The 20,528-nt window shown below is 52.7% G+C and carries 21 protein-coding genes and 1 rRNA gene; 17 read left to right on the top strand and 5 right to left on the bottom strand.

Annotated elements, in window-relative coordinates; translation table 11 throughout:
- Nucleotides 1-176: 176 nt before the first annotated feature.
- The 4 genes from rrf (at nucleotide 177) to ACFO1S_RS15505 (ending at nucleotide 3,854) form a co-directional block, all read left to right on the top strand.
- Nucleotides 177-293: ribosomal RNA gene (gene rrf, locus ACFO1S_RS15490) — 5S ribosomal RNA — on the top strand.
- 224 nt (nucleotides 294-517) lie between these two features.
- On the top strand, nucleotides 518-1,390 hold the full coding sequence (locus ACFO1S_RS15495; protein WP_204605663.1) for a YitT family protein: 873 nt from the start codon (nucleotides 518-520) through the stop codon (nucleotides 1,388-1,390).
- A 78-nt stretch (nucleotides 1,391-1,468) separates the two neighbouring features.
- Complete coding sequence (locus ACFO1S_RS15500; protein ID WP_204605662.1) at nucleotides 1,469-2,236, top strand: polysaccharide deacetylase family protein; 768 nt, start codon at nucleotides 1,469-1,471, stop codon at nucleotides 2,234-2,236.
- A 166-nt stretch (nucleotides 2,237-2,402) separates the two neighbouring features.
- Complete coding sequence (locus ACFO1S_RS15505) at nucleotides 2,403-3,854, top strand: extracellular solute-binding protein (protein ID WP_204605661.1); 1,452 nt, start codon at nucleotides 2,403-2,405, stop codon at nucleotides 3,852-3,854.
- Nucleotides 3,855-4,030: 176 nt separating this feature from the next.
- On the opposite strand, the gene ACFO1S_RS15510 is transcribed toward ACFO1S_RS15505, so the two are convergent.
- The gene (locus tag ACFO1S_RS15510; RefSeq protein ID WP_204605660.1) at nucleotides 4,031-4,555 is read right to left on the bottom strand and encodes a C40 family peptidase; all 525 of its coding nucleotides are present in this window, start codon (nucleotides 4,553-4,555) and stop codon (nucleotides 4,031-4,033) included.
- Between the two features lie 215 nt (nucleotides 4,556-4,770).
- Here ACFO1S_RS15510 and ACFO1S_RS15515 point away from each other — a divergent pair, with 215 nt between their 5' ends.
- The 11 genes from ACFO1S_RS15515 (at nucleotide 4,771) to ACFO1S_RS15565 (ending at nucleotide 15,701) form a co-directional block, all read left to right on the top strand.
- Complete coding sequence (locus tag ACFO1S_RS15515) at nucleotides 4,771-5,364, top strand: guanylate kinase (protein WP_378127089.1); 594 nt, start codon at nucleotides 4,771-4,773, stop codon at nucleotides 5,362-5,364.
- A gap of 212 nt (nucleotides 5,365-5,576) precedes the next feature.
- A complete protein-coding gene (locus ACFO1S_RS15520) occupies nucleotides 5,577-6,725 on the top strand; it encodes a P-loop NTPase family protein (protein WP_204605658.1) in 1,149 nt (382 codons plus the stop codon).
- The gene (locus ACFO1S_RS15525) at nucleotides 6,688-7,929 is read left to right on the top strand and encodes a CpaF family protein (protein WP_378127091.1); all 1,242 of its coding nucleotides are present in this window, start codon (nucleotides 6,688-6,690) and stop codon (nucleotides 7,927-7,929) included. The genes ACFO1S_RS15520 and ACFO1S_RS15525 overlap by 38 nt, the downstream gene beginning before the upstream one ends.
- On the top strand, nucleotides 7,926-8,666 hold the full coding sequence (locus ACFO1S_RS15530) for a type II secretion system F family protein (protein ID WP_204605657.1): 741 nt from the start codon (nucleotides 7,926-7,928) through the stop codon (nucleotides 8,664-8,666). The genes ACFO1S_RS15525 and ACFO1S_RS15530 overlap by 4 nt, the downstream gene beginning before the upstream one ends.
- Complete coding sequence (locus ACFO1S_RS15535; RefSeq protein WP_204605656.1) at nucleotides 8,663-9,505, top strand: type II secretion system F family protein; 843 nt, start codon at nucleotides 8,663-8,665, stop codon at nucleotides 9,503-9,505. The genes ACFO1S_RS15530 and ACFO1S_RS15535 overlap by 4 nt, the downstream gene beginning before the upstream one ends.
- Before the next feature lie 41 nt (nucleotides 9,506-9,546).
- Nucleotides 9,547-9,747 (top strand): Flp1 family type IVb pilin, encoded by a 201-nt coding sequence (locus ACFO1S_RS15540; RefSeq protein ID WP_378127094.1) that lies wholly within the window; start codon nucleotides 9,547-9,549, stop codon nucleotides 9,745-9,747.
- Nucleotides 9,748-9,790: 43 nt separating this feature from the next.
- Entirely contained in the window at nucleotides 9,791-10,501 is a 711-nt protein-coding gene (locus ACFO1S_RS15545; RefSeq protein ID WP_378127095.1) for a hypothetical protein, read from the top strand.
- A complete protein-coding gene (locus tag ACFO1S_RS15550; protein WP_204605654.1) occupies nucleotides 10,476-12,719 on the top strand; it encodes a hypothetical protein in 2,244 nt (747 codons plus the stop codon). The genes ACFO1S_RS15545 and ACFO1S_RS15550 overlap by 26 nt, the downstream gene beginning before the upstream one ends.
- Nucleotides 12,682-13,647, top strand: a complete 966-nt coding sequence (locus ACFO1S_RS15555) for a TadE family protein (protein ID WP_204605653.1) — start codon at nucleotides 12,682-12,684, stop codon at nucleotides 13,645-13,647. Before ACFO1S_RS15550 ends, ACFO1S_RS15555 begins: the two co-directional genes overlap by 38 nt.
- Nucleotides 13,648-13,673: 26 nt before the next feature.
- On the top strand, nucleotides 13,674-14,153 hold the full coding sequence (locus ACFO1S_RS15560; protein ID WP_378127194.1) for an A24 family peptidase: 480 nt from the start codon (nucleotides 13,674-13,676) through the stop codon (nucleotides 14,151-14,153).
- Between the two features lie 6 nt (nucleotides 14,154-14,159).
- Nucleotides 14,160-15,701 (top strand): DUF6382 domain-containing protein, encoded by a 1,542-nt coding sequence (locus ACFO1S_RS15565; RefSeq protein WP_378127097.1) that lies wholly within the window; start codon nucleotides 14,160-14,162, stop codon nucleotides 15,699-15,701.
- A gap of 82 nt (nucleotides 15,702-15,783) precedes the next feature.
- Here the strand turns inward: ACFO1S_RS15565 and ACFO1S_RS15570 are convergent, their stop codons facing one another.
- The 4 genes from ACFO1S_RS15570 to ACFO1S_RS15585 form a co-directional block, all read right to left on the bottom strand.
- Complete coding sequence (locus tag ACFO1S_RS15570; RefSeq protein WP_204605650.1) at nucleotides 15,784-16,314, bottom strand: DinB family protein; 531 nt, start codon at nucleotides 16,312-16,314, stop codon at nucleotides 15,784-15,786.
- A gap of 94 nt (nucleotides 16,315-16,408) precedes the next feature.
- Nucleotides 16,409-17,314 carry a TIGR01777 family oxidoreductase gene (locus ACFO1S_RS15575; protein WP_204605649.1) on the bottom strand — a complete coding sequence of 302 codons (906 nt, stop codon included), beginning with the start codon at nucleotides 17,312-17,314 and terminating at the stop codon, nucleotides 16,409-16,411.
- Between the two features lie 24 nt (nucleotides 17,315-17,338).
- On the bottom strand, nucleotides 17,339-17,740 hold the full coding sequence (locus tag ACFO1S_RS15580) for a hypothetical protein (protein ID WP_204605648.1): 402 nt from the start codon (nucleotides 17,738-17,740) through the stop codon (nucleotides 17,339-17,341).
- A gap of 84 nt (nucleotides 17,741-17,824) precedes the next feature.
- On the bottom strand, nucleotides 17,825-18,259 hold the full coding sequence (locus ACFO1S_RS15585) for a DUF2621 family protein (protein WP_204605647.1): 435 nt from the start codon (nucleotides 18,257-18,259) through the stop codon (nucleotides 17,825-17,827).
- Between the two features lie 136 nt (nucleotides 18,260-18,395).
- Between ACFO1S_RS15585 and ACFO1S_RS15590 the strand changes: the two genes are divergently transcribed.
- Together ACFO1S_RS15590 and purU are read left to right on the top strand one after the other, a co-directional pair.
- Nucleotides 18,396-19,517 (top strand): deoxyribonuclease IV, encoded by a 1,122-nt coding sequence (locus ACFO1S_RS15590; protein WP_204605646.1) that lies wholly within the window; start codon nucleotides 18,396-18,398, stop codon nucleotides 19,515-19,517.
- Nucleotides 19,518-19,570: 53 nt separating this feature from the next.
- Nucleotides 19,571-20,470, top strand: a complete 900-nt coding sequence (gene purU / locus ACFO1S_RS15595; protein ID WP_204605645.1) for a formyltetrahydrofolate deformylase — start codon at nucleotides 19,571-19,573, stop codon at nucleotides 20,468-20,470.
- Nucleotides 20,471-20,528 lie beyond the last annotated feature (58 nt).

Here is a 20,528-nt window from a genome sequence, read left to right on the forward strand (position 1 = left end):
GCAATGCACAGCATTGCTGTCTGCAAGTATACGGGCCGTGACGACTTCGTCGCACGGGTTCGCTTCCAGTTTTCAGGGCGCAAGAGCCTTGAATGTGACGTAAGCCTACAACGCAATGCATAGCATTGCTGCCTGTAGACTTACGTTCTGAGACGATTTGATCGCTCAGAATCCGGTCTGGTGATGACGGCGGAGGGGTTCCACGCGTACCCATCCCGAACACGACCGTTAAGCCCTCCAGCGCCAATGGTACTTGGACCGCAGGGTCCTGGGAGAGTAGGACGTTGCCAGGCTGGACAAAAGGAGACACTCTTACACAAGAGTGTCTTTTTTATTGTCCGAATTACTGAGCGGTAAAAAAAGACGAATACATGCTTTGTTCACATTTGACGGGTAAGCTATAATAACATGGTAAGTGTTGTGTCTCAGGAGCGCGCATGGTTATCCAGCGTGCATCTAGACAGCGCATGCTTTGAATCTGGAACCGGTCGCCGTTCCGTCAGAAGGGGTTTCCATCATGCCAAGAAACAAGCATCACAGAAAAGCAACATTCACGGATTATTTGTTGAAGTTCGTCTTTATTACGGTCGGAGCCATATTGATGGGGGTAGCCCTTGAAGTATTTCTGGTTCCCAACGAGATTATTGACGGCGGAATTACCGGTATCTCGATTGTGCTCTCCAAGGTCACTCCGATTCCTCTAGGCGCCTTCATCTTCGTCATCAACCTGCCGTTTCTGCTGATCGGATACAAGCAAATCGGCAAAACCTTTGCGATCTCCACGCTGTACGGCGTGGCCGTCATGTCTGTGACGACGGCGATGCTTCACCACGTTGAGCCTTTTACCAATGAAAAGATTCTCGCTGTTCTTTACGGAGGGTTGCTGCTCGGTATTGGGGTAGGCTTGGTTATTCGTTTCGGGGGCGCGCTGGACGGCTCCGAGATCGTAGCGATTCTGCTCTCCAAGAAGATGAGACTGCCGGTAGGGCAGATTATTATGTTCTTTAACATCTTCATCTTTGTCATCGCCGGGTTTGTATTCGGGGCAGATTCCGCCATGTACTCGATCTTTGCCTTCTATATCGCGGCAAAGGTGATGGACATCGTCGTGGAGGGCCTGGATGAATCGAAATCGATCACGATCATATCCGGCGACTTCGAAGAAATCTCGGAGGCCATTATGGCGAGATTGGGCAGGAATACGACGTTGCTCTATGCGAAAGGCGGCTATACGAAGGAAGACACTCAGATGATCTATTGTGTCGTGACTAGGCTGGAGGTAGCCAAGCTTAAGGCCATTGTTCATGAGATCGACCCAAGAGCTTTCATCTCGATTCAGAACGTGGCGGATGTTCTCGGCGGCAATATCGAGAAAAGAAGTATTCATTAAAGGACAGGAAGCACTCATAATTCCGGGTCAAATTCTCCATACTATGCTGAGCTTTATGCACAGGGATGGGGGAGCAAGATGCCGAGGATAAAGGGTCTGCCGATGATTGCACTAAGCGTGGCCGTAACCTTCACGATATGCGGATTTCAGGCTCAGGCGCATCCGGCCAAGAAATCCCGCGCTTATTACGAGGAACGGGATGAGGTCGTCTGGGAAGTGCCCATGAAGGACAAGCTGGTCGCTCTGACGTTTGATGATGGGCCAAACCCGGTAACGACTCCGGAAATTCTGGATTTGCTGCGCGAGTACGAAGCGAAATCCACCTTTTTTGTCGTAGGCAGGCGCATGGAGAAATTTCCCGACGTCGTTCGTCGAGAGGCTTTGGAAGGGCACGAAGTGGCCAATCATACATACAGCCATCTGTACTTGAACCATCGCTTCAGCAGAGAGAGACTGATTGAGGAGCTGGGGCGGACAGAGAAAAAAATCTTTAGCCTTACGGGAAAGCGTTGTCCGTGGTTTCGGCCGCCGGGAGGATTTTTCAACGACAATGTCATTCAGATCGCTCGCGAGCAAGGCTATAAGATGGTGCTCTGGTCGTGGCATCAGGATACGAAGGATTGGAGTTCGCCGGGAACACAGAAAATCGTGAACAAGGTTCTGAAAAACGTGAGGAACGGAGACATTATTCTGTTTCATGACCACGTATTGGGCTCCAAGCAGACGGTGCAGGCACTGAAGACGATATTGCCGGAGCTGAAAAGGCGCGGCTACCGAATGGTTACCGTGTCCGAGCTGGTTCAGCATAAGAAGTCGAATTCTCTGCTCAGCAAACCCGCGCCTTGATAAGACTATTTCGCATAGAAAAAGCCTGCCGCGATGGCAGGCTTTTTTGTATTCCATTTTTGCACACAACAAAGAAAATTGGGGAAATTTATGAAATTATTAAGAAATGGGTCTCCAACCTAGTATATAGTGGATGTATCTTAATACGTAATGGGGGGCAAGCGGTTTGAAAAAGAGATGGGGAGTCATCGTTTGTTTAGGACTGCTAATGACTTTACTTAGCGGTTGCGGCGGCAGCGGCGGCGGAGGAGACAAGGAAAATCAGCTTGATCCGATGGGAAAAGACGATGAAGCGAAAATTAAAGTGATGTTTTGGGATAGCAACTATTTCTTCCAGGAGTATGGGAATATGTTTGCCACCCAGTTTCCGAATATAGAAATAGAAGTCGTGAATATGCAATCTATCTATAGCTCGGATTCGACGGAAACGCTGGATAAGAAGTTCGACAAGTTTATTGAAGAAAATCAGCCTGACGTCCTGCTCGTGCAAGGCTCGGAATACGAAAGATATTCTCAGAACGGGAAGCTGTTTGCGCTGGATTCCGTCATTAAACAGGACGAATTCGACATAACGGGCATTCATCCCGCGATTCTTAAGCTGCTGAGGGAGCAAGGAGGCGGGAAGCTATACGGCCTATCTCCCGATTTTTCGAGCTCCGCTCTCTTTTACAACGTTGATCTGTTTAACAAGCATGGCGTTGAACTGCCGCGGGATTCCATGAGCTGGGACGAAATATTTGAGTTGGCCAAGCGATTCCCTACGGATGGGGACAAGGATAAACGGATCTATGGCTTGTCGATGGATAATTACATGACAGTTGATAACTTGATTCAGACGATCGGCGACGGGCAGGATTTACGTTTCCTTAACGCAGACGCTACCGAGTTCAACATTAACACGGATTCCTGGAAGAAGGTATTCCAATCGGCAATCGATGCGGCAAAATCGGGAGCCCTGTACGTTCCGACGCCTGAGGATCAGAACATCAACAACTATACGTCGGTTGAGGATTATTACAAGCAGAACCTGTTCGTCATGGGAAGATCGGCGATGTCCTTCAAGTACAGCTACGAGGTCAACACGATTCTTCAAGCGAAGGAGCAAATGAAAAGCGTGACTCCGGTCAATTGGGGAATCGTAACGGCGCCGGTCGACCCGAACAATCGGAATCAGAGCAGCTATTTCAGCTTGGGGAGCATTTTCGCAGTTAATGCGAATTCGGCCAATCAGCGGGCGGCATGGGAGTTTGTCAAGTACATCAACAGCGACGGATTCGCCAAGCTGAAGTCCAAATCCAGCAACGGCAATCTCATCAGCCGGACGGAGCACAACGTGGACAAGGATGGCAGAAGCATGGAGCCGTTCTATAAGCTCGAACCGAAATCGAACACGAACAATGAATATAGGAAGGCCCCGTTGAATTTCTTTGGTTCTCTGACAGGGATTATCAAGCCTGAGGTCGATGCTGTGCTGCAGGACAAGAAAACCTTGGAGGAAGCTCTGAAAACGATTCAAGAGAAAGGCCAGGAGGAATTGCTTAAAGCGAAAAAAGAAGCGGAGAAAGCAGCGGAGAAGGAAAGTGCCCCGCCGGAAGCTTCAGCTACCGCATCTCCGTAACCTGTTGCGAACCTAAACGATAACAGCAATGAAAGCTGCGAGGATACACAATAACGCATTGCTTTCGCACCGCCGCAAAGCTGGACGCAGCCGTCCGACTTTGCGGCTTTTTTGCGAAGGCGACAGGGAAATCGGATGCGCTGTTCGCGAAGCAACGAAACGGGGCCTGTCCCGATCTAAAGAACTCTGCGCGCCGTGATGTAGCGTTTGGAGTAGCTGCTCAAATTGCTTGTAATGACGCCGTTCACCGAGCTGCCGATCGTGTTGTGGATGAATTTTCCGTTGCCTATGTAGATGCCGACATGATTGATTCTGCCGGGTGTGGACACGCTGAAAAAGATGAGATCCCCTGCCCGCAGATTGCTCTTGGAGACATAAGTTCCCTGTTTGCTTTGCGCTTTCGTGCCCCACTTCAGGCTGACGCCTTGCTTCGCGAATACGTACTTCGTAAAGGAGGAGCAATCAAACCATAGCTTGCTGGGGTTATTCACTCCAAATTTGTATTTGACCTTGCCGATGAGTCGCTTGGCTTGGGAGATAATCGCGCTTGCCTTTTGAGCGGATGCGGAGCTTGCAGAGATGGATGCCTGGGAGCTTGCTGCATATGCAGGAGCTTGTCCGACTGCGCCGAAGCCAACGGCAACGAGGATGAAGCAAGTCGATCCGATGACGACATTTTGAAGCGCTTTTCTAAGCTGCATAATATTCCTCCTGTGATCTTCTGGCTGACATTAGGAAGTATAGCATGAGGCTTGTCTTACGAAAGCAAAATAAGGACTTCTTAATGATGGCAAGTCGTGGAATAATTGTTTGAATTGACGTTCTGAAGGTACCTCTTCTATAATTAAGTAATTATCCGATAATTCTGTATACTCCATGGAGTCATTCATTTTTCCTGAAGAAGGAGAGGATGCTTGTGCGATTGTACGAGAAGAGGGCTGCGAGTCAAATTTTCATCTTTACCGGACCGGACGGTTCTGGACGAAAATCGGTGGCGGAAGCGGTAGGTCAAACCTTCGGTATGGAGAAGATCGTATCTTTCGTAACGCGCCCGCCCAGACCCGGAGAAGTGAATGGGCAGGATTACTGCTTTATTTCTCATGAAACCTACAGGACAATGGAACGGCAGGGAGAGTTTCTGGAAAGCGTAGAGATTGACGGGCAACACTACGGGATCCGGAGCCTGGACGTTGAAAGCAAGCTAAGCCAGCACGATTGCGCATATGTCATATTGAATCGCGAAGGCGCAAGCATATTGAAGAAGATATATGGAGAGAAGGTCGTTCGTTTATTCCTGTACGTAGACCGGCGGACGGCGGAAGAGCGTCAGTTCAATCTGGGATTAGCGAACGAAGTCATAGCCAAGCATCTGAGCCATTACGATGAGGAGATGGCCTATCGCAGCGTTTGCGAGCATGCTTTCGAGAATTACGATCTGGGTCAGACGACCTTCGAAATTACGAATACGCTGGAGCAATATTTGCAGCGCGGCTTGGTGGACAAAGATTAAGAGGCATGATGTGAACCGTCGCAGGCGATGGCTTCCGATGAAAACGCTGTCGTCTGCTGTTGGGTTTTTTGAAGGAAATGACCCGTTGACGGGAATGGAAATCCATGGTATCGTAGCTGTACATTCATAAAACGAAGCGGAAGCACCGCAAATTTCAACGTTAATACGTTGGAGTTTGCGGTTTTTTTGTTTTCCGATCAGGAGGCGATAAGTTGATCAAGAGAGTGATTCTGGCTGTATCCCAGCGCGAGTACACCGCCAAGCTGGCGGAATATTTGCGGGAAGAGGAAGCAGGCTGGGAGATAGCCGCCTTTACCCATGAAGGGGCCTTGCGCAGAGAATTGCAGGGAGACGGAACGGTGGATGCTTTAATCGGGGAGCGGGAATGGCTGGAGCGCATAGACGCGAATTCGGGAAAGATCGGGAAGCTTATCGCGTTGGTGGAAGACCCGGGGCAAGAGAAAGAGAATGAGCATTGGATGGAAATCATGCAATACCAATCGCTCCCGGCGCTACTGTACGCCATAAGAAAAGCAATGGGAATGGAGGGGCCCGGCTCCTCCGAAGGATGCCAAGTCTGGACCGTATTCTCCGCATCGGGCGGAGTAGGGAAAACGACAGTCGGATTAAATCTTGTTCGTCAAGCGACGGATCGGGGACTTCGAGTCTTTTACTTAAATCTGGAGGAGCTGAACGCCACTTCCCTTCTGTTTGGCAAGGGGGAGCCGGACGGGTTATCCAGACTGCTGTATGCTTTGCAGACACGGCCCGAGCAATGGGAGGTGCTGGCGGCGGAATTGTGTCGTCACCAGTCCCAATTGCGAACCGATTACATCGATGCTCCTGAGCATCCTGGAGAACGGCTGGCGATGACGCCGGAGCTTACGGCTGAGTTGATCGGAAAGCTGAGGGATAGCCGCCGGTACGATCTGATCGTGATCGATCCGGACTCCGGAGCGAGCGCATGGCATCGAGGCCTGTTGGATACAAGCGATAAGCTGATTTGGCTGACGATCGACGATGCCCAGAATCTGTTGAAAGCCGAGAAGCTCCTACGCTATTGGAAAGAGGCTTTGAAGGAGAAAGCCTACAAGCTCAAGTTCGTCATGAACAAGGGGAATGGAGGAAGGCTCGTCAATCGCTGGGCATTGCCGGGCACCTCTCCAGCCTTCGTATTGCCTTATATTGCGCAGTGGAAAACCGTTGACCAACCGGGGAGGTTGCTCGCTTCGCCCGTCTTCTCCGGGGCAATAGCAGAACTACTTGACTTCATCCGTTCAGAAGACGGTTCCGCAAGCCTGCGGTCAAGAAAGGAGGAAGGGGGTGGCGACATGCGATCTTACACAAGAGGAGCTGGCTGAATTCAGGAATGCGATCCGAGCTCGCTTCTCCTGGGACGATTCTATATCGGACGATGAGCTGCATCGGCTGATCGAGGATGAGGTGTTCCGAAGCGAGCGGGCGCGTCGAATGACGGCAGGTGAACGCAAGGCCGCGATTCTGCGTCTCTATCATTCCTTTCGGGGGTTGGACGCGCTCCAGCCATTGCTGGAGGATCAGGATATTACGGAAATTATGATTAACTCCCATCATGAGATTTTTATAGAAAAAAGGGGAGAGCTCAGGGCGGTGAATCTGGGCTTCGAAAGCAATGAAAGATTGGAGGATTTGATTCAAAGCATTGTGGGTCGCGTGAATCGGATTGTAAACGAAGCTTCTCCAATCGTCGACGCCCGCTTGCCAGACGGATCAAGGGTACACGTAGTGCTTCCGCCAATTGCGCTTAAAGGACCTACAGTGACGATTCGCCGCTTTCCGAGAAATCCGCTTGGAATCCACGATCTTATCGCTATGGGAGCCATGTCGCAGGAAGCAGCGGACTTTTTACGGGAGCTGGTTACGGCCAAATACAATCTATTCATCAGCGGGGGAACAGGCTCCGGCAAGACTACTTTCCTCAATGCGCTGTCCCAATGGATTCCTGCGTATGAACGCGTCATTACGATTGAGGATGCGGCCGAACTGCAGATTCGGGGGGTTCACAATCTGGTATCTCTGGAGACGCGCAATGCAAACAGCGAGGGTAAGGGGCAGTTGGGCATCCGCGAATTGATTCGGGCCTCCCTGCGAATGAGGCCGAACCGAATTATCGTCGGCGAGGTCAGAGGAGCGGAAGCTCTGGATATGCTGCAAGCGATGAATACAGGACATGAAGGCTCTCTCTCAACCGGGCATGCGAATGGCGCCAGGGATATGATATCCAGGCTGGAGACAATGGTGCTCAGCGGAGCCGATCTTCCCGTGTCCGTCGTCCGGCAGCAGATGGCTTCCGCATTGGATGTCATTATCCATCTGAGCCGCTTTCGCGACGGCTCCCGGCGAGTCGCGGAAATCTGCGAGGTAGCCGGAATGAAGGAAGGAGAAGTGCAATTGGTTTCCTTGTTTCGCTTTGAGGAGGACGGAGAGCGCGATGGCCGCCTGTCGGGAAGCCTTCGGCGCTCGGGCGCCTTGCAGAACAAGCGAAAGCTTCGGCATGCGGGCTTGCTCAAGGAGGAAACGGAATGACGGATTACTCTATCTATCGACTTGGCACGATGGAGAGATTCGGAGCAATCTGCCTTGGAGGCTTGATAGGCTTCACCGTGTTCTGGCTTATATACCGCAATTTCATCATTGCTTGCATTGCGGCTCCACTGGGGCTATTGTATCCGCGTTACTATGCCCGCTATCTGTGCAAGAAACGAAGGGACAAGCTGCGATTGCAGTTTAAGGATGCGCTGCAGGCGCTGACCTCCTTGCTTACCGCAGGAAGATCGGTGGAGAACGCCTTTATTTCTTTGGAGAAGGATCTCGTGCTGCTGATCGGAGAGGCTCAATCCGATCTGATCAAAGAGTTGAGGATCATCGTAAACCGACTAAATAATGGCGAGCAGCTGGAGGCTGGGCTTCAGGACTTTGCCGCTCGCGCCGATCTGGAAGAGGCGCGAAACTTCGCGGAGGCGATCACGATTTGCAAGAGAGCCGGGGGGGATCTGGTCGAGGTGGTAAGACGGACTTCGCAGTTGATCTCCGAGAAAATGGAGGTCGAGCTTGAAGTATCGGTGTTGATTGCCCAGAAGAAATTCGAGTCGCGGCTAATGATGGCTATGCCGTTCGCGTTTGTCGGAATTCTTGGCATGATGGCGGCGGATTATATGCAGCCGATGCGGTATGGGATGGGGCTTGTCGTTATGACTATTTGTTTGCTCCTGCTCATGCTGTGCAGTTGGTGGATGATCAAAATTATGGAGATCAAGCTATGAACGCAGCGGCAGGAGGGTTGATAATCGGCGGATTAGCGGCCTTGTATGCAGGGCTTCTTCTATCGGCGCTAAAGAGCCGCAGGAAGGGACGATTCCGGCTCCACATCGATCCATTCGCCGTACTTCTTCAATCTCAACATATGTGGGAGCGAATAAGTCCTTGGCTGGATAAACCGCGAATGTCGTTATCCTTGTTAAACGGCGGATATTGCTCGCATGAACGATTGGTTCATTGGGCTGCGGAAAGCCTTGGCATCGGCTACACGGCATTAACGATTATGGGAGTATTAGCTTTGACGTCCGAATCATCTGCCCTTCTTATTCTAGGAACGATACTAGCGCTTGCGCTCCCTCTGTTAAGGGCAAAGGAGCTGCTGAAGCAAGTAGGCAAACGACGGCAGAGCATTGTCATGGAATTACCTGAGTTGCTAAGCAAGCTTCTGCTGATGGTTAATGCAGGCGAGAATGTGATGAGGGCGCTGGACAGAGTCGCCGAGCGCAACAAGGCATCCCTCCATCCGCTGTATGTGGAGCTGCGGGCCGCGCTGGAAAGACTGAAGCGGGGAGAGAGCCTTGTTGTCGCATTGGAAGAAATGGGACGGAGATGCGCGGTCCCCGAGGTTAAGCTGTTTGCAACAACCCTTCTGATTAATGCCCGAAGGGGGGGAGACGCCTTCGTGCCGGCGCTACGGGAGCTGACCAGGCAAATGTGGGAGAAAAGAAAGTCGATGGCGAGAACGTTAGGAGAGCAAGCTTCTTCCAGACTCGCATTTCCGCTTACAGGCGTATTCTTGATCATTATGGTTCTAGTCGGATCGCCTGCGATTATTATGATGTAACAAGATCAACAACGCTACCCATAGAAGAAAGGATGATTAGAATGTTCATCTTTTGGTATCGCTATGCTTCTAACTCCATTATGGCTTTGAGGGATGACGAGGAAGGCATCGGAACGCTGGAGCTCGTGCTGATCGTGGCGGTGCTGATCGCGCTTGTTCTGGTATTCAGGGAAGAGATCATCGGATTTCTCAAAAGCCTAATGGATAAGGTTGAGACTAAGTCCGATGAAGTCTTTGATTGAATATGCCCGGACGATCGTCAAGAAGAGAGCTCGGAGGCATCGTATGGATGTCTCTGGTTCCTATACCCTCGAAGCTTCGATGGTGATGCCCTGGGTGTTAATGCTGACCTTTTTGCTGCTCTTCTTTGCGCTCTATATCTCGCAAAGCTCATTGCTCTACTATAGTACGTCCATGATGACGGAGAGAGCCGCATTCGGCTGGTCCAACTCAGCCAAGAACGTGAACACGGGCGAGTATCCTCCAGGACAGTACGAGGGCCTGTACTGGCGATTGACGGACGATTATCTAGTTGGAGGCTTGTTCGGACTGGCAACAGGTACAGAAGAGCTTCATGTCGAGGTTTACCCCGGTATGCCCAGCGGAGAGGGAAATTCAGCCCAAGCCAAGCTTAGCCGCTATGCTTATGAGACCGCTGCAGCTCACCGTCTGGGTGAAGGACTGTTAAGCTATCGGAATATCGGCGTGAAGAGAACGGTTGAAGCGAAGCTGGCCAGCCTATGGGCGGCGGAGCCGCTTGCCCGCTTCCGAGGCGGGGAGCAGGCGAGCTCCGAGATATCTGCTTTGGTCGTAGAGCCGGCAGAGTTTCTCCGTACGTTTGATTTGATTCGCTATTATGCGGCGAAGATGCGAGAGGCCCCTGAGGGGAAGGAGAACTATCGTTCCCGTGCGGGCGAGGTGATAGCAAGCGTAAATTGTAGGCTAACGCCGTCTGGATGGGAGGGCTGTGGTGAAGATAAGGAAGATCGGTCATAAAGGGGAACTGGGTTCCCGGTCGGGTGATTCCGGGATACGGGGAGAAACGGGGACGGTTTCGATTTATTTTATCGTAGCGATGGCGAGCATTTTTCTGCTGACAGCTCTGCTGATTGATTTCTCGCGCATCGCGGCGTTCCGCAAGCAAGCCGAGCTGGCGGTTAAATCCGGTGTCAGATCGACGCTTTCGTCATACGATCCGCTCATTTATGCGCGGTATGGTTTGTTTATAAGAGGGGGCGAACCGGCAAACGAAGTGTTCAGGACTACGTTGGAGGGGAATACGGCAACCGGTAATCGTGGCACCTTTACGTATCTGGATACCCGGTGGGAACACACGGACGTAACGGAGAGCCGTCCTCTTGCAACTCATGATCTATTCCGCAGGCAGATTCTGGAGGAGATGAAGTACAAGGCGCCGATAGACCTTGCTCTAGAGGTAGCGGCGAGATTCCGCGGCATGTCCGGCACGATGAAAGAGGCAACCCGAACGGTGGATTTATTGGAGACGCTGCGCAAAGCGTATGATCGGCGGGAAAAAGCACTGGACATTGCTTTCGAGAAGCAGAAGAAGCACGGGGAGCAGGTTGGGAAGCTTGTAGCTTCGGCTATCGGCTCAGGGAGCGGCGTAGTCGGCGCTTACGACGATTACGTTGCGAAAAGGCTGGAGAACGAATCGAGGAGAGAAACTCTCAGAAGATGGGAAGAAGAGCGCTCCAAACGGATAGACAATGGCGAGGACGCGGAAGAGATCAACAAGGATCGTCCGGAAGGTCCCCGGTTTGAGGCCGAGGTTGCGGCGTACGAATCAAGTGCGGTTTCCGCAGCGGCGGCTTTGAATATGGCCTCTGTTAAAGCCCGCTCAGAATCCGACGAATTCGCGATTCAGGCGAAAGAAGCGTCTTCCCAAGCTAAGCAAGCCAATGAGGAAATGATGGCGCTGATCGAGCGCTCAAAAGTCTCTTCTGCTCCCGGCAACGAGGCACCGGGTTCTCCCGACGACGCAGAGCAGCGGAAAACGTTGGAGAACTTAAGGAAGTCTGCTGAGGACCTCGTTCTGCCCCTGGCTTATTTTACGGAATACGATTCCGAGATTAATCGGCAGCATGCACAGGGACGAGCGACAGCCGAGCAGGCTTCAGCTTACGCTTCGATTATCGGCGCGGCTCCCGGCTCCACGGGTATGGGACCAGCTTTACGAAGCGGGGAGGAGGGGGCCAAGCAGGCAGTTTCCTCCTTCACCGCTGAGTATGGGGCCGGAGGAAAAGTCATTCAGGCGCGCATGAAGATTTTGGAGTCTAGACGTTCCTACGATGAGGAACGAAAGCAGACGGAACGGCAGGCTGAGAAGGAGTGGTCGGGAGCGTCTGCTTTTCTTGGATCGTTTACCGCTGCACCCGGAACGGCCAAGGATAAGGAAGGGTTTCAGCGCACGCAATCTTTGTATTCGATTAATCGCGAATGGAATCGGACGGAAGAGGACCGCCCTCGCCAAGGGAGGCGCGATGACCCTTCGGATGGAAGAGACGAAGCGATGAGTACATCGAACGGTTTAATGGGATGGCTGGAAGACTCGTTGATCGGCGCCAGAGATCAGCTCTTCTTCTCCGAGTATACGATGGGGCGATTGTCGCACTTCGGCCCGGCTTCAGCGAAGGAGCTTCTGGGCGGAGGACAAGTATCGTTGGATATTCACAACCAGGAAGCGGAGTATATTTTGTACGGACTAACGGAGCCCGCCTCTAACATTGCGGCGGCATACGGAGAGATTTTTGCTTTTCGGCTGGCGGTGCGGACGATGGAAGGATTGATCGAATGTCGGACGATGGGACATCCATTGCTTGTATTGGCGGCTGCGCTTGTGTATGGAATAACCAAAGCGATGCTGGACATGGCAAGCCTGCTCAACGAGGGCAAAATCCAGCTTTCGAAGTATTGGAAGGTGGATACGTACTATACGGATTATCTCCGACTGTTTTTACTTGCTCAGGCAGGTTCCGGCAGCCATACGGCAAGAATGATTGCGGTGATGGAGCACGCCTCCGGGCTGGATTTCCGCAGCGCTTATACCTATTCAAGCGGCGAGGCTACAGCTTCGGTCAGGCTGTGGTTTTTCCCCGGACTGTTGAAGACGTTGAACCGGATCGGAGATATGGGAGGAACGGTAAAGGGGAACCGCTATGAAACGACGTATGCCGCGGATTATTCCTATCTTTAAGCCAAGACTAGCTGTTCACTCGGGCGCTTCAGGCGGCATTACGCTGGAAACCGCACTTATTATGCCGATGTTTATGCTTGTCATTATTTTTCTTATATTTCTCGTTCAGACCTCTATCATTTCCATGGCCTTGCACGGCGCTCTGTCGCAAACAGCGAGACAGGCGGCGTCCGTCTGGTACCCGGTTGCCCTTGCAACCGATAAGGCCAGAGGATCCGAGCTTAACCGTCAAATAGAGCAATGGAACGGCAAATGGCTAAGCGTTGCGGATACATTGAGTCAGTACGGCGAATGGCTGCCGTCGCCGATGAACGATTGGGCGGAGCAGGCTTCGGACGCGTCGTTCTCGCTGGAGGACAATGTCGCGAAGCTTGCCTTCGGCCAACTGATCAATCAGTTCATGGATAAGCGGGTGCTGGACAAGGAGCGGATTACTTTGACCGCCGTGGAGCTGCCGGACGTTGAGAATCGGGGCAAGGCTTTTCTGACGATCGAGGCGGAGTATCCGTTGCCGATGCGGATTCCTTTTCTCGGACGCCAGCTCGTCATTCGCGAATCCGCCAGAGAACGGGCATGGATTGGCGGCAGTCCGTCTGCGTCTCGCCAGACGCAGGAGGAAGAAGAGACGGAGGCTTTCGATGTCGAATTTGTTTCCCTGGAGCCGAACCCGGTCAAGCCGGGACGCAAAGCAACGCTTGTCATTCGCACAAAACCGGGAGCAATCGTCGATCTTTCGATTCTCTATAAGAGCGGCGCAAGTCAAGCCAAGCATTTGGGGAGCGCGGTCGCCGATGAAGCTGGATTGGTGGCCTGGACTTGGCATGTGTCGGGCAGAACGACGCCGGGACAATGGAATTGGAAGGTTACGAACGATGCAGGTGCAGTGTGGCAGCAGTCGTTCGAGGTAGCGGGGAAGATAGAGTCATAGAGCGGGTGGGGGGGATTAGCTTGACGGTGTGGGAATGGCTAATGACGGGGGCTTTGCTTATTGCCGCGTGCTGGACGGATTTCCGCCGCATGCAGATTCCCAATAGATTAACGATTTCGTTCATCGGCGCAGGAATGCTGTATCAAGGCCTCTTTCACGGAATTCAAGGATTGGGATGGGCTGTGGGCGGAATGCTGTGCGGCTTGATTCCCTTGTATATCATGCACAGATTAGGGGGCATCGGAGGAGGCGATGTCAAGTGGTTTGCGGCTTTTGGAGCTTGGGCGGGACCATCGCCGACCTTCAGTTTACTGCTCTTATCGATCCTATTCGGTGGAGGGATAGCCTGCTCGCTACTGGCGCTTCGTCTTCCGGGTGTGCGGGTCCTGGGTCGTAAAATGCGATGGCCATGGGGCCAGCATCCGGTCAGCGGAGGGAGAAACGTAAAGTTTCCTTTTATGCTGGCGGTGGCTCCCGGGTTTGTTACATTATTGGGGAAAGGGTAGATTGGAATGGATTCTTTAATCGTGAGGTTCGAGCAACGTAGAGGCCATTATATGATCCTGGAGCGCAATCCTCCGCTCACAAGAGGAGAGGTCAACGAGACGCAGTATCGCATGCTCAAGCGCTGCGATGTTCCCGGCCTACTCCCAGTAGAGCTTGAAGAATGCGACGGAAAGCTCATCTTGCGCTATGGATTGGCCGGAACGCGTATGCTGTCCGAGGTCATGCGAGCGTCGCATTGGTCGATGAGCCAAATGATGGGAGCCTTATGCAGACTTGCCGAGACGCTTGAGGAATGTCGCTTGTATCTGCTTGATGCCGATCGAATCAGATTGCAGGACGAGTTTATTTTTATGGGAGAGAACGGGCAGGAGCTAAAGCTGACCTATGTGCCCATTGATATGCCGACGCTCTATCGCTCGGACGACCTTGAACGGCTAATCGTGAGATGGATGATGCGCGTAAAAGAGCCGGAAGGACAGGTCTTGCAGCAGATTCTGCGGATTGTCTCCAGCCCTGGCTTTGCGCCTTCGGCTCTTAGCCGATATGCCAGACGATACTTATCTGAAGCTATTGGAGGAGTGAAGCTTCAAGCCGCAGCGCCGCCGGAATTCCCGCGTCCAATTGATCAGGCAATGGCAAACAGCGTATCCAAGCCCGATAAGCCTTCGCGCTCATGGGAGCTGCTTCAGCCCGTATCGAGCGCCCCGCAATCGGTGTCCGAATTATGGGGGGATGCGAATGAGGCGAACGAACGTATCGATCGCTTGCTTGCTGGTACGGAAGCCACGCGCCTGCAAAGCGAGAAGGCGGGGATGGATCGGGGGCGTTGGCGTATTATCATAGCCTGCATCGCCCTGTTCGCGGCAGCGATAGGCTGGAAATTCGTCTACTTGAGCCGACCAGGCCAACAAAGCTTATTGTTATGCCTGTGCTTAACGCTGGTTTTGGGAGCTGCGGTAATGCTGCTCTGGAACGGTCCGCCGGGATGGCTGGGAAAAAGAGAAAGGTCGGAAGACGATCCGAGCGACCGGGAAATTGAACAATCGTTTAGATCTTCTTCAGCCCATGAGGACGATTCGGAATTTGAGCGGTGGTCGCCCCCTGGACTAGTGTCTGCGGCTAAATTGCCAGACCGGAGGTCGGAGGGGGTTGAGCGAGATTCGGGACCTGCGGAGACGATATGGATGGCTGCGGAGGACAATCCTACCGCTTTGTTGGCTCAGCGCAGCTCATCCTTATCGCAGCCGTATTGCCTCATTTGGAAATCAAATGGAAGGGAAAGCCGTATCGCTTTGCAGGGAGACTCGCTTGTTATCGGTCGGTCGGCTGAGGTCGCACAGCACGTAGACGATACGGTCGGCATTTCCCGCGCGCACGTTGAACTCATTAGAATATCGGAGCAGTGGAAGATCAAGGATTTAGGGTCCAGGAATGGAACCAAGCTGAACGATCAGCCTATGGCCCCCTATGAGCTGTATGCGTTACAAACAGGAGATTGCTTGTCGCTCGCCGATTCCCAGTATTGCTTCGAACAGATGGAGAGATGAAGCCCTTGTGAAGATTCGTGATAAGCACTCTTATCGCATTCGGGAGCTTAAAAACGTCTTCGACATTGAACGGTCATCCCTTTTACTTTGCAAGCGAATTTTCACCGTACCATTTTCTTAGTAGATTAATATTCGCCTGATGATAGCGGCTATGGTCCGCTATATGCCATAGTCCCCAGCGAATGGTTGCTTGCTTCTCGTTCTCATGGCCGAAAGTAACGACCCTATCTAAATCGGCATCGTTTAATTGGGTGCAGGTTTCTTTCAACATTTGCATCACACCCTCATAGTCGGATAACAGGGAGTTCAGTGACTTGTCCTTGATCATCGGAAGCCTATTGTTTGCATCTATCATGGGGCCATATTGTTCTTTCAAAGAAAGAGGCAGCGGTTGTCTCTTTAATCGATAGACCCAATTCAGATCGACATACATGAGATGCTTTATCAGCTGGGCAGTACTATTTAAGCTGTTATTGGGGCCTTTGTAGTCTACTTCTTCTTGCGACATTCCTGCTGTGATGGACTGCAATCGTTGGTTATTTTCTTTCACTGCGGAATATAGCATTCCGACAATTGGCGACATATTGTCTTCACCTTGCAGATCGTAAAACATCCAGCTATTCCCCCTGCTTAGATCGTGGATTATTCTTAAGTATTTGTTCAAGTTTCAACCGTCGAGTGTGACTTATTCTATATGTAATAAAGCCCTAACGGGTAATGTCCCGCAGGGCTTCTTCCAGCTTGGGAAAAGCGAATTTAAAGCCGTGGTCGAGAAGCTTGCGAGGCATCGCTTTCTGTCCAGTCAGGACAAGCGTACTCATCTCGCCAAGCACCAGTCTCAACAGAGAGCCCGGGACCGGGAACCAGTGAGGTCTTCTCGCAACTTTGCCCAGCACTCTGCCAAATTCATCGTTCGTGACGGGTTTAGGCGCTACCGCATTGACAGGGCCGCTGATTTCAGGGCAATCCAGACAGAACAAAATGAGCGAAACCATATCTTGAAGGTGAATCCAGGGAAGTCCCTGTTTGCCGTCGCCGATTCTTCCTCCCCCGAACAATCTGTACGGAAGACGAATAAGAGGAAAGGCGCCGCCTTCGCGGGCACATACCAATCCGATGCGAAGCTTGACTAACCGTCCCGCAGGAATCCGGTCAGCCGCCTCCTCCCACAGCACGACGGTGGCTCCGAGAAAGTCCGCCGGCTGCACCGGGGAAGACTCGTCAAATATCTGCTCCCCCGAGTGACCGTACAGGGAGATCCCGGAGGCGTTCACGACGACAGCCGGCGGATATCGCATTCGCTTCACATGCTCGGCTATCCGGTCGGCCGCCTCGATGCGAGAATTCTGTATTCGTTGCTTCGCCTTCCCGGTCCAACGCTGGTTAATAGATTCACCGGTCAGATTGACGATGCCGTCGAAGCCGGACAAACGATCCGGATCCGCCGCCCACTCGGCCCAGGTTACGAATCGAGGGTGAGGGAGAGTGCTGTCGTAGGCTGTGGCGGAAGGCTTATTTCTCGTTACGATCCACACTTCATCCCCGCGCGACAACAACGCGTGAGTCAGAGCTTTGCCGATGAACCCCGTACCTCCGCACAGCAACAAGCGCATGATGCGCTCCCCCTTCGCATACGGTTATTCCTTCTCTATCGAAATGATCGTTTTCTGCTCGACCGATCCGTTGTCCGTTTCCAGCTTTTCTACCGTATATTGAAATTTGACGGACGTATTCTCTTCCCATTCTCCGATTTTCTCGGCAACCTCCGGGCTGATCTGAAAGGCCGTCGGTCCTTCAGCCGTTGTGATCTCAATCGAATGGTTGTCTTGCATGCCTACGTATTTCCCCGTACCCGAGATCGTTTCCGCCGAAGCGGAAGGACTTGGAGTAGTCGTCTCCGGCGCGCTGCTGGCCGAAGCGGAGGAAGTGGGGGAAGGAGACGAGCCTGTAGTCTGTTGATTGCTGCAGGCCGTACTCATCAATACCACCGTAAGCAAAGCTGCGCCAAGGGTCAGGGCTGTTTTATTCCGTTTTTTCATATGTGACTAGCACCTCCTAAAGAGGTTAAACGAACGCAAGCGGCAAAGGTTTCGTTTTTCGCTCAAATGAACTTTACAGAAGGTTCACTTAAGCAGATGGCGGTACGCGGAATAATCGATCTGCTTCTTCTCCAGAAAGCTGATCAGGCTGCGATGGTCGCGAGCCGGAGTCGCGCGTATGTATCCTTCGATGCAATGATCCTTAGTGACCTCAGAAGCGCCGCTTTCCACTGCGAGCTGTCCGATTTTGGCGGCAATAGAGTGGCTGGCGATGTCCCGGAAGGGGCCTGGTACCGGCGAAACGAGCGTTTGCAGCATTTCCTTGGATTCCTCGGTCCAGAGATCGCGGCTGCGTTCCACCCAATAGTTTTGCCAATCGAGCTTGGATTTACCATCCCGTTGGGGCAATACCTTCAGAAATTTGCGGAACATGAAAAAACCGCCGACGCTCATGAACAGAACGAGGACGACCGTCCAGAAGCCGATGAAATAAATGAACCATTCGGGCGTCTCACCCATGACAATCACCTCATCTTGAAATTATAGCTCATTTCTAGATTTATTTCGACGTTCGCGATACAATAGGGAAATAATTGCGCGAACAAGCCCCCGGAACGCTGCGGAGGGCGGAATGATAGGCGAGAGGAGCCGTCGCATGTTAAAAATCGGATCTCATGTTTCTTTTTCGGACAAGGGGCTGTTGACAGCTACTAAGGAAGCGATCTCTTACGGGGCAAGCACGTTTATGATCTATACGGGAGCGCCGCAGAATACGCGGAGAAAGCCGATTGAGGATCTCTATATTCCAGAAGGCAAAGAAGCGATGGCGGCGGGCGAGATCGGCGAGATCGTCGTCCATGCGCCTTATATCGTCAATCTCGGTTCTTATAAGGAAGACACGTTCAAGCTGGCGGTCGATTTCCTGCAAGAGGAAATTCGCCGGACGCACAGCATCGGCGTCAGGAACATCGTGCTCCACCCCGGCGCGTATACGGATAAGGATGCGGAATACGGAATCGCCCGGATCGCCGAAGGGCTTAACGAGGTGCTGGAGGGCACAAGGGAAACGAATGTGAACATTGCGCTGGAGACGATGGCGGGCAAGGGCACGGAAATCGGCCGTACGTTCGAGGAGCTGGCGCAGATTATCGAAAAGGTGCGTCTGAACGAACGTCTGACGGTATGCATGGATACATGTCACATTCACGATGCGGGCTACGATATTGTCGGAGACATCGACGGCGTCCTGCGCAAATTCGACGAGATCGTCGGCTTGAACAGAATTGCCGTCGTACACGTGAACGACAGCAAAAATCCGGTTGGCGCAGGCAAGGACCGTCACGCTCCGATCGGCTCCGGCTGGATCGGGTATGACGGCATTGCGGGCGTTGTCGGCCATGAGCTGTTGAAGGACAAGCCGTTTATCCTTGAGACGCCTTGGATCGGCAAGAACGAGCGTCCGATGTACGAAGCGGAGATCGCCATGCTCAGAGGAGACGCGGAGGAGCGCTTCGGCGGCGAATTCATGGTGGACGTCGAGCGGCTGCATCATTTTTACGACAAGGTGGGCATCGATTCCCGACTGTATGTTCTGAACACCTGGGAGGTTCTGAAGGCGGACGCCAAGGCGAGGAAAGCGGACCCCCGCGAGCCGATGGAGCGCCTGTACGATATGCTGATGGAGCACCGCGTGCTGCCGGAGGAATACAGCGAAGAAGCGATCAACCATCGCCTGCTCGCCTATCTGGCCGGAGAACAGTGGTTGTCCAACCAATAATGAATCATGCATGCTTGAGAGCATTGTCGATATAGAAAGGAAGAAGAAGGAAGATGAGCCAGAGCTATCAGCCGCAGGAGAGCAAACGCATCGAGGACAAGCACGTTCGGGCGCGCATGCTGATCTCCTGCCCGGACAAAGCGGGAATCGTCGCCGCTGTGTCGCAGTTTCTGTACGAGCAGGGCGCGAATATCGTGCAATCCGATCAATATACGATGGACCCTGAAGGCGGCATGTTTTTCATGCGTATCGAATTCGACCTGCAGGAGCTGGAGCAACGCCTCCCCGCCTTGCAGGAGGATTTTACCCGCGTCGCGGATCGATTCTCCATGAGATGGAGCATATACCGCGCGTCCCGGCGCAAAAGAATCGCGGTGTTCGTGTCGAAGGAGGACCACTGTCTGCTGGAGCTGCTCTGGCAATGGCAAGCGGGCGACCTTGATGCGGAGATCAGCATGGTCATCAGCAACCACGACGATATGCGGGGGCTGGTCGAATCGTTCGGAATTCCTTATCATCATGTGCCTGTCACGGCCGAGACGAAAGCGGAAGCCGAGCAGAAGCAGCGGGAATTGATTGCGGGCAAGGTGGATCTGATCGTGCTCGCACGCTATATGCAGATCGTATCTCCGAAGTTCATCGAGCAGTTTCACAACCGGATTATTAACATTCATCATTCGTTCCTGCCGGCGTTTGTCGGGGGCAAGCCTTACCAGCAAGCCTACAATCGCGGGGTTAAGCTGATCGGAGCGACGGCCCACTACGTTACCGAGGAGCTGGACGGGGGTCCGATTATCGAGCAGGACATCCAGCGTGTCAGCCATCGCGACAATGTAACGGAGCTGAAGCGCATCGGACGCCACATCGAACGGATCGTGCTGGCTCGCGCAGTGAAATGGCATGTCGAGGACAGACTGCTCGTCTTCCAAAATAAAACCGTTGCGTTTGTATGAGGAAATACCGGCTGTGCGCAGTGTGCAACTTGTACGGACATGTTATAGCAATCGATCA

Source organism: Cohnella boryungensis (assembly GCF_042651945.1).
In the GTDB taxonomy this organism is placed as follows: domain Bacteria; phylum Bacillota; class Bacilli; order Paenibacillales; family Paenibacillaceae; genus Cohnella; species Cohnella boryungensis.

What these genes read in the sequence shown, in the direction of transcription:
- purU (WP_204605645.1), top strand. Translation starts at nt 19,571, where the DNA reads ATGAGCCAGAGCTATCAGCCGCAGGAGAGCAAACGCATCGAGGACAAG.
- ACFO1S_RS15500 (WP_204605662.1), top strand. Translation starts at nt 1,469, where the DNA reads ATGCCGAGGATAAAGGGTCTGCCGATGATTGCACTAAGCGTGGCCGTA.
- ACFO1S_RS15535 (WP_204605656.1), top strand. Translation starts at nt 8,663, where the DNA reads ATGAACGCAGCGGCAGGAGGGTTGATAATCGGCGGATTAGCGGCCTTG.
- ACFO1S_RS15540 (WP_378127094.1), top strand. Translation starts at nt 9,547, where the DNA reads ATGTTCATCTTTTGGTATCGCTATGCTTCTAACTCCATTATGGCTTTG.
- ACFO1S_RS15545 (WP_378127095.1), top strand. Translation starts at nt 9,791, where the DNA reads ATGGATGTCTCTGGTTCCTATACCCTCGAAGCTTCGATGGTGATGCCC.
- ACFO1S_RS15530 (WP_204605657.1), top strand. Translation starts at nt 7,926, where the DNA reads ATGACGGATTACTCTATCTATCGACTTGGCACGATGGAGAGATTCGGA.
- ACFO1S_RS15565 (WP_378127097.1), top strand. Translation starts at nt 14,160, where the DNA reads ATGGATTCTTTAATCGTGAGGTTCGAGCAACGTAGAGGCCATTATATG.
- ACFO1S_RS15570 (WP_204605650.1), bottom strand. Translation starts at nt 16,314, where the DNA reads ATGTTTTACGATCTGCAAGGTGAAGACAATATGTCGCCAATTGTCGGA.
- ACFO1S_RS15555 (WP_204605653.1), top strand. Translation starts at nt 12,682, where the DNA reads ATGAAACGACGTATGCCGCGGATTATTCCTATCTTTAAGCCAAGACTA.
- ACFO1S_RS15585 (WP_204605647.1), bottom strand. Translation starts at nt 18,259, where the DNA reads ATGGGTGAGACGCCCGAATGGTTCATTTATTTCATCGGCTTCTGGACG.
- ACFO1S_RS15580 (WP_204605648.1), bottom strand. Translation starts at nt 17,740, where the DNA reads ATGAAAAAACGGAATAAAACAGCCCTGACCCTTGGCGCAGCTTTGCTT.
- ACFO1S_RS15590 (WP_204605646.1), top strand. Translation starts at nt 18,396, where the DNA reads ATGTTAAAAATCGGATCTCATGTTTCTTTTTCGGACAAGGGGCTGTTG.
- ACFO1S_RS15510 (WP_204605660.1), bottom strand. Translation starts at nt 4,555, where the DNA reads ATGCAGCTTAGAAAAGCGCTTCAAAATGTCGTCATCGGATCGACTTGC.
- ACFO1S_RS15575 (WP_204605649.1), bottom strand. Translation starts at nt 17,314, where the DNA reads ATGCGCTTGTTGCTGTGCGGAGGTACGGGGTTCATCGGCAAAGCTCTG.
- ACFO1S_RS15495 (WP_204605663.1), top strand. Translation starts at nt 518, where the DNA reads ATGCCAAGAAACAAGCATCACAGAAAAGCAACATTCACGGATTATTTG.